We start from the raw sequence: 12,213 nt of genomic DNA on the forward strand, positions 1-12,213 counted from the left end.
CCCGTTCGCAATTGGATCGGCCGGACGAATGTCGCGGCCTGAGGTGGATCCCTCCCCGGAGCGGACCGCACGCTGCCTGAATGGCGCGATGGAGTATTTCCGAATGGCCAGAACGGCTGCCAATGGCAAGAAGATCGGCGTGGCGGGCCAGCGCCAGCTCCGCGTCGGCGAGCTCGTCCGACATGCCTTGTCCGAGGTGCTTTCGCGCGGCGATCTCAGCGATCCCGCGCTGGATGGCATCATCGTGACCGTCCCGGAAGTCCGGGTCTCGAACGATCTCAAGATGGCGACCTGCTATATCATGCCGCTCGGCGGGCAGAATGGCGACGCGGTCGTGGCAGCGCTGGAACTGCATCGCAAATATCTGCGCGGCGAGGTTTCGCGGCGGATGGAGATCAAGTTCGCCGTCGATCTCAAATTCGTGCTCGACACCTCCTTTGCCGAGGCCGCGCGCATCGATGCCCTGCTGCGCCACGATCCGGTGGTCCGCCAGGACATTGAATCCGCCGCGCATGACGACGATTCCGACGAAGAGTAGATCATGGGCCAACGCCAGAAGAAGGGCCGGCCGGTTTCCGGCTGGCTCAGCCTCGACAAGCCGCTGGGCATGACCTCGACCCAGGCCGTCTCCGTGGTGAAGCGCCTGTTCGGCGCCCAGAAGGCCGGACATGCCGGCACGCTCGACCCGCTGGCGACCGGTTGCCTGCCGATCGCGCTGGGCGAGGCGACCAAGACCGTCCCGTTCATCATGGACGGCCGCAAGATTTATGGCTTCACGGTGCGCTGGGGCGAGGAAACCCGCACCGACGACGCCGAGGGCCAGCCCGTCGCCACTTCCGACGTGCGGCCGACCCGCGAGGCGATCGAGGCTGTACTCGGCGAGTTTACCGGCGAGATCATGCAGGTGCCGCCCGCCTTCTCGGCGATCAAGGTCGAGGGCGAACGTGCCTATGACCTCGCCCGCGACGGCGAGGACGTCGTCCTCGAGGCCCGTCCGATCCAGGTCCACCGTCTCGATCTCGTCGACATGCCGGACGAGCATACCGCCGTCTTCTCGGCTGAATGCGGCAAGGGCACCTATGTGCGGGCGATCGCCCGCGACATGGCCCGGGCGCTCGGCACGCGCGGCCATGTCGTCGGCCTGCGCCGGCTGCTGGTCGGGCCGTTCGACGAGGCCTCGATGGTCAAGCTCGACGATCTGCGCGCGACCCATGAAGAGGTTGGCGCCGAAGGCTGCGACACGCATCTCGATCCCGTCGAGTTTGCGCTTGGCGAATTGGCCGAGGTGCGGCTTTCCGAGCCCGACGCCGTGCGCCTTCGCAATGGCCAGAGCGTGCTGTTGCGCGGCCGCGATGCACCCGCCAATGGCGAGACGGTGTTCGCGACGGTGGCCGGAACGCTGATCGCCATCGGCGAGGTCGAGCGCGGCGAGTTCCATCCCTCGCGCGTCTTCGTCGGCGCGTGATCGAGGCTTGTCCCAGTTTTCGCTGGCTATTGAGCCCCTTTTCGGCCATATAGGCCGCGCTCCCGGACGGTCCTGACCGTCTGGGCGAAGTCGCTTGGAGCGACGACCGTGCTGGACGACATCCCGGCACTGGCCGTCGAACGAGCGGCGACCGCGACGGTTTCGGCCGTCCGGTACGTCAGAGATCGACGCTGCGTCAGCGTCCCGCGGCCGGGTGACCGGTGCGGGGAGGGCGGGCAGGCTTCGATCAAACCTTATGAATTTCCGGCACGAAAGCCGGGACTAGAGCCCAGGAAAGGGATAACCGATGTCGATCACAGCTGCTCGCAAGGCGGAACTGATCAAGGAATTCGCCACCGTCGAGAACGATACCGGCTCGCCGGAAGTGCAGGTTGCCGTGCTCACCGAGCGGATCGTCAACCTGACCGAGCACTTCAAGGGTCATGCCAAGGACAATCATTCGCGCCGCGGTCTGCTCAAGATGGTCAGCCAGCGTCGCAGCCAGCTCGACTATCTGAAGAAGACGGACGAGCAGCGCTACAAGACGCTCATCGAGCGCCTCGGCCTGCGTCGCTGAGACAGGCGGGCCTCCGGCCCGCCTCCAAAGACGCCTGTACGGCGCGGCGGCATGGGGCTGCCGCGCGAATTGCCCGCGGATCAGCGGTCGAGCCATGGCAGGATCGCCGGATGCTTTGTCCTCGCAAGGTCGAAAGCCTCTAGCCGTCTTGCTCATGGCTCTTTTGGCGCATCCGCGCAGGAAAGGAATTTGCCATGTTCGATGTTCAACGCGTCGAAATTGAATGGGGCGGCCGTCAGCTCGTCCTCGAGACGGGCAAGATCGCCCGCCAGGCCGATGGCGCCGTTCTCGCCACCTATGGCGAGACGACCGTGCTGGCGACCGTTGTCGCCGCCAAGCAGCCGAAGCCGGGCATCGACTTCTTCCCGCTGACGGTCAACTACCAGGAAAAGACGTTCGCCGCGGGCAAGATCCCCGGTGGCTTCTTCAAGCGTGAAGGCCGTCCCTCCGAGAAGGAGACGCTGACCTCGCGCCTGATCGACCGTCCGATCCGCCCGCTGTTCCCGAACGGTTTCCGTTGCGAGACGCAGGTTGTCACGACCGTCCTCAGCCATGACCTCGAGAACGATCCCGATATCGTCGCGCTGGTTGCCGCCTCGGCAGCCCTGACGATCTCCGGCGTGCCCTTCATGGGCCCGGTCGGCGCTGCCCGCGTCGGCCTGATCGATGGCGAGTTCGTGCTGAACCCGCTGCTCGACCAGCATGAGAGCTCCAAGCTCGATCTCGTCGTCGCCGGCACCCAGGACGCCGTGCTGATGGTCGAGTCGGAAGCCCAGGAGCTTTCGGAAGAGACCATGCTCGGCGCCGTGATGTTCGGTCATCGTGGCTTCCAGCCGGTCATCGACGCGATCATCCAGCTGGCCGAGAAGGCCGCCAAGGAGCCGCGCGAGTTCGCTCCCGCCGATCTCTCGGCGATCGAGACGGAGATGCTCGGCATCGCCGAGACCGAGCTGCGCGCCGCCTACAAGAACACCGTCAAGCAGGAACGCTACGCCGCAGTCGACGCCGTCAAGGCGAAGGTCACGGCGCACTTCTTCCCCGAGGGAGAAGAGCCCCGCTTCGACAAGGAGAAGATTGGCGCCGTCTTCAAGGAACTCCAGGCGAAGATCGTTCGCTGGAACATCCTCGACACCGGCAGCCGCATCGATGGCCGCGATCTGAAGACGGTCCGTCCGATCGTCTCGGAAGTCGGCGTCCTGCCGCGCACGCACGGTTCGGCCGTGTTCACGCGTGGCGAGACCCAGGCCCTCGTGGTTGCCACGCTGGGCACCGGCGATGACGAGCAGTTCATCGACGCGCTGGAAGGCACCTACAAGGAAACCTTCCTGCTGCACTACAACTTCCCGCCCTACTCGGTCGGTGAGACGGGTCGCATGGGTTCGCCCGGCCGTCGCGAAATCGGTCACGGCAAGCTCGCCTGGCGCGCTGTCCGCCCGGTTCTGCCGAACCACCACGAGTTCCCCTACACGCTGCGCGTCGTTTCCGAGATCACGGAATCGAACGGCTCGTCGTCCATGGCAACCGTTTGCGGCACCTCGCTGTCCCTCATGGATGCCGGCGTGCCGCTGAAGCGTCCGGTGGCGGGTATCGCCATGGGCCTGATCCTCGAAGGCGACCGCTATGCGGTTCTCTCCGACATTCTCGGTGACGAGGATCATCTCGGCGACATGGACTTCAAGGTCGCCGGTTCGGAAGCGGGCGTCACCTCGCTCCAGATGGACATCAAGATCGCCGGTATCACCGAAGAGATCATGAAGGTCGCTCTGGACCAGGCCAAGGGCGGCCGCGAGCACATCCTCAACGAGATGGCGAAGGCGCTGACCACCGCGCGTCCGTCGCTCGGCGAGCATGCTCCGCGCATCGAAGTCATCCAGATCCCCACCGACAAGATCCGTGAAGTGATCGGTTCGGGCGGCAAGGTCATCCGCGAGATCGTGGAAAAGACCGGCGCCAAGATCGACATCTCGGATGACGGCACCGTCAAGGTCGCCTCGTCGGACGGCAAGGCGATCACCGCCGCGCTGAACTGGATCCGCGGCATCGCTGCCGAGCCGGAAGTCGGCGCCATCTACCAGGGCACCGTCGTGAAGGCCGTCGATTTCGGCGCCTTCGTGAACTTCTTCGGCGCCAAGGACGGCCTGGTCCACATCTCGCAGCTGTCCAACCAGCGCGTGGCGAAGACCCAGGACGTCGTCAAGGAAGGCGACAAGGTCTGGGTCAAGCTGCTGGGCTTCGACGAGCGCGGCAAGGTCCGTCTCTCGATGCGCGTCGTCGACCAGACGACCGGCGAAGAGATCAAGGAAAAGACGGAAGCCGCCGGCGAGTAATCGCCGCTTCCTCCGCGAAATCCGAAAGGGCCCGGCGCGCAATCGCCGGGCCCTTTTTCGTTGGGGCTCGCGCCGATCAGAAGCGGAAGTGTCGGATATGCCCCGCGATGCGCAGCGCCTGCTCGCGGGCGATCTTGGGCAGCAGCGTGCGCATTGGCACCTCGGATCGGACCAAATATTGCGCCAGGGCCTTATCCCAATAGTCGTGGTTGCCCTGCCATTCCTCGTTGGGATCGGAGAGTGGCTGGTCGTCATCGTCGATCAGCGCGAGCGCGAAGGCCTTGCCGGGCCGGAGAGCGGCGATGGCGCCGTGCAGCTCGCGCTCCTCATCCGGCGCGAGCGCGCCATAGCGGACGAACAGAGTCGGCAGCGGATCGGTGACCGCGCGGCGCGTCTTGTTGCAGAGGTGGTCGTGGCGCGAGCGCGCCGCCGCATAATGCTGCGCGAGATCCGGATTGTCGGGAAAATCATGCCGGTGCAGCGTGCCGTAACGCTCGTTGATGACGCGGCCCTCGAACATGCCGAGATCCGCCAGTTCGAACATGCCCCGGAAGTCGCGGCGCAGATATTCCAGCAGCGCCGGATAGGGCGTCGCCTGCCAGTCGAACACGGTGCGCGTCAGGCAATCCGTCGTCGCCCGAAGGCTCGTGCGCCGATACTCCGTCCATTTTCGCTCGATGTTGTGCTTGGCGCGGCAGATCTTGCCGAGGCCGACGACGCGGTGAAAAGTCTGTTGCGGCACGGCGTCTTCCTGTCGCGGGCGGGGAAGTGCGTTTCGGGGCAGCATGACATGGCAGCAGGGTTTCGTCGCTGCCGGCCGTCTCAGCCGCGGCGGTAGAACGAAATGGCCTCCGCTTCGGTTGCGACGATCCAGGCCGATTTGGCGTCGGAATAGGCGTGCGAATTTTCGGGGTGCTGGTCCCGGCTCTGGAGCTTCACAGCCTCGTAGGCACGCGCCTTCTCCGGATGTGCGCGCAGGAAGTCGCGAAACGCCAGATGTCGCTCGATATGCGGCGAGCCGGTCTCGAAGACGTGTAGCTGGATGCAGCGCCGCCCCGTCGTGCCGTCGGTCAGTGTCGCATAGCGGCGACCCGCCATGCCGTATTCGCCCCACCACTCATAGCCGAGTTGCAACAGGACGGGCTGGCAGGCGTCGAACCCGGCGAGCGAGCGGACTTCGGGGATCAGGTCGAGGATGGGCTTGGCGAGGATGCCGGGGATCGCGGTCGATCCGATGTGGTGAACCGCGACAAGCTGGGGGCCGAGCGCCTCGGCGAGGCGTTGCGCTTCGCGGGCCGCGGCATCGAGCCAGTCCGGCGAATGCGGCTCGAGCTCGACGGGTATCGGCGGTGGCATGAGAAGCTCCCAGGCTGCGCAGGTCAGCCTGGGAGGGTAGCGAAGGCGCGGCCCTTCGAAAAGGGCGTCGCCAGTGGGCGCTAGGCCACCATGCCCGGTGCGGCGGAAACCACTTCCGCGTCGACATGGCTTTCGAACTTCTCGAAGTTCTTCAGGAACATGCCGACCAGCTTGGCCGCCTGCGCGTCATAGCCGGGCTTGTCGGCCCAGGTCTTGCGCGGATGCAGGATATGCGGCTCGACACCGGCCACGTCCGTCGGCACCTGGAAGCCGAAGGTGCGGTCCGTGTAAAAGCGGCCGTCGTCCAGCGAGCCGTTCAGGGCGGCCGTCAGCAGCGTCCGGGTGGCCTTGATCGGCATACGGCGGCCGGTGCCATAGGCGCCGCCGGTCCAGCCGGTATTGACCAGCCAGCACGACACGCCGTGCTCGGCGATCAGGCTGCGCAGCAGATTGCCGTACTCGGCCGGATGACGCGGCATGAAGGGCGCGCCGAAGCAGGTCGAGAAGGTCGCCTGCGGTTCGGTGACGCCCTTTTCCGTGCCGGCGACCTTGGCGGTGTAGCCCGACAGGAAGTGGTACATCGCCTGCTCGGCGGTGAGCTTGGCGATCGGCGGCATCACGCCGAAGGCGTCGGCGGTCAGCATGACGATCGTCTTCGGATGCCCGGCCCGGCCCGTCGCGCTCGCATTCGGGATGAAGTCGAGCGGGTAGGCGGCGCGGGTATTCTCCGTCTTCGAGGCGTCATTGAAGTCGATCTGGCGCGTGACCGGATCGATGCCGACATTTTCCAGCACCGTGCCGAAGCGCTTGGTGGTGGCGAAGATCTCCGGCTCGGCCTCGGCCGAGAGCTTGATCGTCTTGGCGTAGCAGCCGCCTTCGAAGTTGAAGACGCCTTCGGGTCCCCAGCCATGCTCGTCATCGCCGATCAGCGTGCGGGTCGGATCGGCCGAGAGGGTCGTCTTGCCGGTGCCCGACAGGCCGAAGAACACCGCCGTGTCGCCGTCCGGCCCGACATTGGCCGAGCAGTGCATCGGCATGACGCCCTTGGGCGGCAGAGTGAAGTTCAGGTAGGTGAAGACCGCCTTCTTCATCTCGCCGGCATAGGACGTGCCGCCGATCAGCACGATGCCGCGGGTGAAGTCGCAGGCGATCACCGTCTCGGTGCGGCTGCCATGCCGCTCCGGATTGGCCTTGAAGCTCGGCAGGTCGAGGATGGTGAGCTTCGGCACGAAGGCTTTCAGCGTCGCGGCATCCGGGCGGATGAGCAGGTTGCGGATGAACAGCGAGTGCCAGGCTTTTTCCGTGAAGACGCGCACCGCGACGGCCTCGGCCGGGTCGGCGCCGCCCTGCAGATCCTGCGCGAACAATTCGCGGCCGGAGGCATGGGCGAGCATGTCGGCATGCAGCGTGTCGAAATGCGCCGCCGACATCGGCTTGTTGTTGTCCCACCAGACCGCGTTCTCGGTCAGCGCGTCGCGCACGACGAACTTGTCCTGCGGCGAGCGGCCGGTATGAACGCCCGTCTCGACGACGAGCGCGCCGTCGACCGACACCGTGGCTTCGCCGCGGCGCAGCGATTCCTCATAGAGAGCCGGCGCCCCGTAGTTCCAATAGAGACCGGCCAGCCACTTCAAGCCGAACTGCTCGGCGCCATGGGCAGGATTGCGAATGCCGTTCTCGGTCACAGGGTCGTCTCCTCTGAGAGGCGCTCGCTTCCTTCGCGAGGCCTCGCTCCGGGAAAGGGTGCGCCGCCTGACAGCGGGCCGCACCGGCTCTGCCGGCAGCCAATGCCGCCGACAGGCCAGAACCTAGTGGATCGTATTTCGCAACTGCAACAAAAACCGGATGGCTCCAGTTATTGTGAGCGCATTAAAACGATTTAATCGGTTCCGCCTCAAGCAACGGAGGGGCGGAGCCTAATAATTTGAACTCCAAACAAACAGAATATTCTATTTGTTTGCAAAATAACATTATTGTTCCAGCGATCTCGCCTGTTTTGCGAAGGATTTCAGGTAGCCGCCCGCCTCGGCGACCGTGGTCGCGCGGGTGGGGAAAGGCAGGCGCGCGCGCAGCTTGCTGGTAGCAATATCAATGCCCTCCGGATCGCAGCCGGTAATCCGCCAGGCGCCGCCCGGCTGATTCAAAAGCTTGATGGCGTAAAGCGCGATGGCGTCGGCGTGATCGTCATTCATATGCTCGACGACCATCTTCTCGCCGGCCAGAAGATCTTCGCAGTCCGAGAGATCCTGGATCAGATCTTCTGCCGGAACTTGCGCAATATTGCCGAAGCCTGCGACGAGATGCGAACCGGTGACGTTCATCACGTAATAGTGGAAACCGGGCAGGGCGGAGGCGCTGGCGGCCTTGCCCTGATGCAGCGCATAGCGCCAGGCGACGTGGGGATCGTCGCTGCGCTCGAAGGTGCCGACCAGGGTGATGCGGGCGCCGGCGAGCGGATTGCCGCCCTCGCCGCCGGGGGCGACCAGCAGCAGCGACGCGCGCGGGTCGCGCTTCAGATTGTGGGTGTGGACTGCCAGGTCGGACAGGCTGAGAATCGGGCGGCCATCGGGCAGGGTCGCCATGGTGACCAGCGTCGCGAACGGATTGCCGGCTTCATCGAGCGTGGCGAGGCTGCCAGCGATGGGGCTGCGGATGACGGCGCGACCGGTTGCGACCGGATCGAAGGGAGCATTCTCGAGCATATTGCCTTCCTTGGGACTAGCGATCTCGAAAGCTGATTACCATTATCATGTTTGTATGTCTCTCATCGGATGGAACTTTTCCGGATGGTTGGCGTCGCCGGTTTAAATCCGCTAGTCTGCACGCCATATTTTCCGCGTAATCCTGCGACGTTTAGGTGGGGCTTGCAGCTTACGCGACACCAGCTTGCCGACAGGCCGGTCAACGCCCATTCGGGGCAGCTTTCGGGAGAAGCCCATCTATGCCGACGATCGCTCTGGTCGACGACGATCGAAACATCCTCGCCTCCGTGTCGATTGCACTGGAATCCGAGGGGTATCGCGTTCAGACCTACACCGACGGCGCCTCTGCCCTCGATGGCTTCCAGCAATCGCTGCCGGATCTCGCCATTCTCGACATCAAGATGCCGCGCATGGACGGAATGGAGCTGCTTCGCCGCCTGCGCCAGCGCACCGACCTGCCCGTCATCTTCCTGACCTCCAAGGATGACGAGATCGACGAGCTGTTCGGCCTGAAGATGGGCGCCGACGACTTCATCAAGAAGCCGTTCTCGCAGCGCCTGCTGGTCGAACGCGTCAAGGCCGTGCTCCGTCGCTTCCAGCCCCGCGAAGCCGTGACCGCCACCACCAAGGTACCGGACGCCGCCCGCAATCTCGATCGCGGCGCGCTGTCCATGGACCAGGAGCGCCATACCTGCACCTGGAACGGCCAGGCCGTCACGCTCACCGTCACCGAATTCCTGATCCTTTATGCGCTCGCGCAGCGTCCCGGCGTCGTCAAGAGCCGCAACGCGCTGATGGACGCCGCCTATGACGATCAGGTCTATGTCGACGACCGCACCATCGACAGCCACATCAAGCGGCTTCGCAAGAAGTTCAAGGTCGTCGACGATGATTTCGACATGATCGAGACGCTCTACGGCGTTGGCTACCGCTTCAAGGAGGCCTGACGCGAAGTCGGGCTGCGCAGAGAGGCATGACGATCAGCATCGAGGAGCCGACCGTAGCGACGCGCAGGCGACCGTGGCGCTTTCGCGTGCGCATGCTGCGCCGCGTCCTCGGCCGCATGGTGCGCTCGATCGGCCCGCATGCCTTTTCGAGCCTGACGCGCCGCATCATCATCCTCAACCTGGCGGCGCTGATCGTCCTCGTCTCCGGCATTCTCTATCTGAACCAGTTCCGCGCCGGCCTGATCGACGCTCGGCTGGAGAGCCTGCTGACGCAGGGCGAGATCATCGCCGGCGCGATCGCCGCCTCGGCGACGGTCGAGACCAACAATCTCACCATCGATCCCGACAAGCTGCTGGAACTGCAGGCCGGCGAAAGCTTGGTGCCGGGCGAGAATTCGATCGAGGGGCTGGATTTCCCGATCAATCCCGAGCGGGTCGCGCCGGTCCTGCGCCGGCTGATCTCGCCGACCCGCACCCGCGCGCGCATTTATGATCGCGACGGCAGCCTGGTCGTCGATTCCCGCCATCTTTATTCGCGCGGCCAGATCCTGCGCTTCGACCTTCCGCCGGCCGATGAGGAGCCGGCGCTGTTCGACCGCATCTGGCAGTGGTTCAACGTCCATCTGCAGCGCGACGACCTGCCGATCTACCAGGAACTCGGCGGCTCGAACGGCCGCGGCTATCCGGAGGTCGCGACGGCGCTGGATGGCGGTCCGTCCTCGATCGTCCGCATCACCGATCGCGGCGAATTGATCGTCTCGGTCGCTGTGCCCATCCAGCGCTATCGCTCGGTGCTGGGCGTGTTGCTGCTCTCGACCCAGGGCGGCGACATCGACCAGATCGTGCATGCCGAGCGCATGGCGATCGTCCGCGTCTTCCTGGTCTCGGCCGGCGTGGTCGTGCTGCTTTCGATCCTGCTCGCCAGCACCATCGCCGTGCCGTTGCGTCGGCTTGCCGACGCCGCAGACCGCGTGCGCCGCGGCGTTACCGCCCGGCCGCAGATCCCCGACTTTTCCAACCGTCGCGACGAGATCGGCCACCTGTCGCAGGCACTTCGCGAGATGACCGGCGCGCTGTTCAACCGGATCGAGGCGATCGAGAGCTTTGCCGCCGACGTCAGCCATGAGCTGAAGAACCCGCTCACCTCGTTGCGAAGTGCCGTCGAGACCCTGCCGCTCGCCAAGACGGCCGCTTCCAAGAAGCGCCTGAACGACATCATCCAGCACGACGTGCGCCGTCTCGACCGGCTGATCAGCGATATCTCGGACGCGTCGCGTCTGGACGCGGAGCTGGCTCGCCAGGATGCGGCGCCCGTCGACGTCGCCGCGGTGGTCGAGGCCGTCGTGTCGATGGCGCGTGACACCACCCCGCCGGAAGGGCCGCGCGTGGCGCTGGAGATCGCCGAGGCGGAGGAGACCGATGCCTTCATCGTGCTTGGCCATGACAGCCGGCTGGCGCAGGTGTTCACCAATCTGATCGATAACGCCCGTTCCTTCTGCCGCCCGGATGGCGCCGTGCGCGTGTTCGTCCGCCGCAGCGGCACCTCCGTCGACGTCGTCGTCGAGGATGACGGTCCGGGCATCCGCGCCGAGCAGATCGAGCGCATCTTCGAGCGCTTCTACACCGACCGGCCCGAGCAGGAGGCGTTTGGCCAGAATTCGGGTCTCGGCCTCTCGATCTCGAAGCAGATCGTCGAGGCGCATCGCGGCCGGATCTGGGCCGAGAACCGTCCCAAGGGCAAGTTGACCAAGGCGGACCGGGCCGAGATCGTCGGCGCGCGCTTCACCGTCCGCCTGCCCGCGGCCGACGCGTGACCGCGATGGCGGGCACAGTCCACGCCAGCGCCGTATGGGTCGATGGTGCGGGCGTGCTGATCCGTGGGCCTTCCGGGTGTGGAAAATCGTCGCTGCTTCTGGCGCTGCTGATGGCGGACCGGCCGGCGAGCCGTCTGGTGGCGGACGACCGTGTCCAGCTCGCCGTCGTGGCCGGGCAGCTGCAGGCGAGCGTCCCCGACATTCTGGCCGGACTTTTGGAGATTCGGGGCCAGGGCCTTGTTACTGTGTCGTATTTATCGCCGGTTTCGATCGATCTTGTTGTGGATCTTGAACCAATCGAGCGCTGCGTCCGTATGCCGGAAGAGGCCGACCGCACGGCGCTGATCGAGGGCGTTGCGGTGCGGCGGCTCGCCCTTCCGCAGGGGCAGGCGGATGGCTGGATCCGGGTTCGCGCCGCATTGGCGTTCCGTTCAGCGATTGTCTAGTATCGTTCTTGTTCGTATGGAGAGCGCCCCGCTTTTTTCTTGCGTTGCGGTAGGGTTCGGTCAAGATGCGGCGCCATGGCCGATCATGACCGGCCGCCACAAAAAGCGGTCTCGACGTTTTCCTGGGCTTCCACCGGAGCCCGAACTGAGAAAAGCAGGTATTCGAAGGGCATGATCGGGCTCGTCCTTGTAACCCACGGCCAGCTCGCAACCGAGTTTCGGGCGGCTCTGGAGCACGTGGTTGGTCGCCAGACGCAGATCGAGACGATCGCGATCGGTCCGGAAGACGACATGGAGCAGCGGCGCCAGGACATCCTGGAAGCCGTGCTTCGGGTCGATGATGGCAACGGTGTCATCCTCCTGACCGATATGTTCGGCGGCACCCCCTCCAATCTGGCGATTTCGGTCATGGAAGCCGGCCGCGTCGAAGTGATCGCCGGCGTCAATCTGCCGATGCTCATCAAGCTCGCCAGCGTCCGCATCGACAAGCCGCTGGCCGACGCCGTCATCGGCGCCCAGGAGGCCGGCCGCAAATACATCAATGTGGCAAGCCAGGTTCTGGCAGGACATTGAAGCGCC

Annotated in this window: 12 protein-coding genes; 8 read left to right on the forward strand and 4 right to left on the reverse strand. The window is 65.1% G+C overall.

The annotated features are described in order from the left end of the window. The first annotated feature begins 103 nt into the window (after positions 1-103). The 4 genes from rbfA to pnp all read left to right on the forward strand — a co-directional run bounded on the left by rbfA (position 104) and on the right by pnp (position 4,369). Positions 104-538 carry a 30S ribosome-binding factor RbfA gene (rbfA, locus tag ACHMWQ_RS03500; protein ID WP_266333770.1) on the forward strand — a complete coding sequence of 145 codons (435 nt, stop codon included), beginning with the start codon at positions 104-106 and terminating at the stop codon, positions 536-538. A 3-nt stretch (positions 539-541) separates the two neighbouring features. Further along, entirely contained in the window at positions 542-1,465 is a 924-nt protein-coding gene (gene truB / locus ACHMWQ_RS03505) for a tRNA pseudouridine(55) synthase TruB (RefSeq protein ID WP_396306408.1), read from the forward strand. A 307-nt stretch (positions 1,466-1,772) separates the two neighbouring features. Continuing rightward, positions 1,773-2,042, forward strand: a complete 270-nt coding sequence (gene rpsO / locus ACHMWQ_RS03510) for a 30S ribosomal protein S15 (protein WP_266333766.1) — start codon at positions 1,773-1,775, stop codon at positions 2,040-2,042. 194 nt (positions 2,043-2,236) lie between these two features. Beyond that, entirely contained in the window at positions 2,237-4,369 is a 2,133-nt protein-coding gene (pnp, locus tag ACHMWQ_RS03515) for a polyribonucleotide nucleotidyltransferase (protein WP_354553059.1), read from the forward strand. A gap of 76 nt (positions 4,370-4,445) precedes the next feature. Here the strand turns inward: pnp and ACHMWQ_RS03520 are convergent, their stop codons facing one another. The 4 genes from ACHMWQ_RS03520 to ACHMWQ_RS03535 all read right to left on the reverse strand — a co-directional run bounded on the left by ACHMWQ_RS03520 (position 4,446) and on the right by ACHMWQ_RS03535 (position 8,427). Then, complete coding sequence (locus ACHMWQ_RS03520) at positions 4,446-5,111, reverse strand: hypothetical protein (RefSeq protein WP_396306409.1); 666 nt, start codon at positions 5,109-5,111, stop codon at positions 4,446-4,448. Positions 5,112-5,191: 80 nt separating this feature from the next. Continuing rightward, a complete protein-coding gene (locus ACHMWQ_RS03525) occupies positions 5,192-5,725 on the reverse strand; it encodes a GrpB family protein (protein WP_396306410.1) in 534 nt (177 codons plus the stop codon). Positions 5,726-5,805: 80 nt separating this feature from the next. After that, positions 5,806-7,410 carry a phosphoenolpyruvate carboxykinase gene (locus tag ACHMWQ_RS03530; RefSeq protein WP_396306411.1) on the reverse strand — a complete coding sequence of 535 codons (1,605 nt, stop codon included), beginning with the start codon at positions 7,408-7,410 and terminating at the stop codon, positions 5,806-5,808. A 285-nt stretch (positions 7,411-7,695) separates the two neighbouring features. Next, complete coding sequence (locus ACHMWQ_RS03535; protein WP_396306412.1) at positions 7,696-8,427, reverse strand: HugZ family protein; 732 nt, start codon at positions 8,425-8,427, stop codon at positions 7,696-7,698. 239 nt (positions 8,428-8,666) lie between these two features. On the opposite strand from ACHMWQ_RS03535, the gene ACHMWQ_RS03540 reads away from it, so the two are divergent. The 4 genes from ACHMWQ_RS03540 (at position 8,667) to ACHMWQ_RS03555 (ending at position 12,207) form a co-directional block, all read left to right on the forward strand. Next, on the forward strand, positions 8,667-9,374 hold the full coding sequence (locus ACHMWQ_RS03540) for a response regulator transcription factor (protein ID WP_354553068.1): 708 nt from the start codon (positions 8,667-8,669) through the stop codon (positions 9,372-9,374). Between the two features lie 26 nt (positions 9,375-9,400). Further along, a complete protein-coding gene (locus tag ACHMWQ_RS03545; RefSeq protein ID WP_396306413.1) occupies positions 9,401-11,188 on the forward strand; it encodes a stimulus-sensing domain-containing protein in 1,788 nt (595 codons plus the stop codon). A 5-nt stretch (positions 11,189-11,193) separates the two neighbouring features. Continuing rightward, a complete protein-coding gene (locus ACHMWQ_RS03550) occupies positions 11,194-11,634 on the forward strand; it encodes an HPr kinase/phosphorylase (protein WP_396306414.1) in 441 nt (146 codons plus the stop codon). 171 nt (positions 11,635-11,805) lie between these two features. Next, positions 11,806-12,207 (forward strand): PTS sugar transporter subunit IIA, encoded by a 402-nt coding sequence (locus ACHMWQ_RS03555; protein WP_354553599.1) that lies wholly within the window; start codon positions 11,806-11,808, stop codon positions 12,205-12,207. Positions 12,208-12,213: the final 6 nt, after the last annotated feature.

Source organism: Kaistia sp. UC242_56 (assembly GCF_044452255.1).
GTDB lineage: Bacteria > Pseudomonadota > Alphaproteobacteria > Rhizobiales > Kaistiaceae > Kaistia > Kaistia defluvii_A.

Excerpts from the sequence above, each read along its gene's own strand:
- ACHMWQ_RS03545 (WP_396306413.1), top strand. The coding sequence starts at position 9,401 with ATGACGATCAGCATCGAGGAGCCGACCGTAGCGACGCGCAGGCGACCG.
- ACHMWQ_RS03525 (WP_396306410.1), bottom strand. The coding sequence starts at position 5,725 with ATGCCACCGCCGATACCCGTCGAGCTCGAGCCGCATTCGCCGGACTGG.
- truB (WP_396306408.1), top strand. The coding sequence starts at position 542 with ATGGGCCAACGCCAGAAGAAGGGCCGGCCGGTTTCCGGCTGGCTCAGC.
- ACHMWQ_RS03535 (WP_396306412.1), bottom strand. The coding sequence starts at position 8,427 with ATGCTCGAGAATGCTCCCTTCGATCCGGTCGCAACCGGTCGCGCCGTC.
- rbfA (WP_266333770.1), top strand. The coding sequence starts at position 104 with ATGGCCAGAACGGCTGCCAATGGCAAGAAGATCGGCGTGGCGGGCCAG.
- rpsO (WP_266333766.1), top strand. The coding sequence starts at position 1,773 with ATGTCGATCACAGCTGCTCGCAAGGCGGAACTGATCAAGGAATTCGCC.
- ACHMWQ_RS03550 (WP_396306414.1), top strand. The coding sequence starts at position 11,194 with ATGGCGGGCACAGTCCACGCCAGCGCCGTATGGGTCGATGGTGCGGGC.
- ACHMWQ_RS03540 (WP_354553068.1), top strand. The coding sequence starts at position 8,667 with ATGCCGACGATCGCTCTGGTCGACGACGATCGAAACATCCTCGCCTCC.
- ACHMWQ_RS03555 (WP_354553599.1), top strand. The coding sequence starts at position 11,806 with ATGATCGGGCTCGTCCTTGTAACCCACGGCCAGCTCGCAACCGAGTTT.
- pnp (WP_354553059.1), top strand. The coding sequence starts at position 2,237 with ATGTTCGATGTTCAACGCGTCGAAATTGAATGGGGCGGCCGTCAGCTC.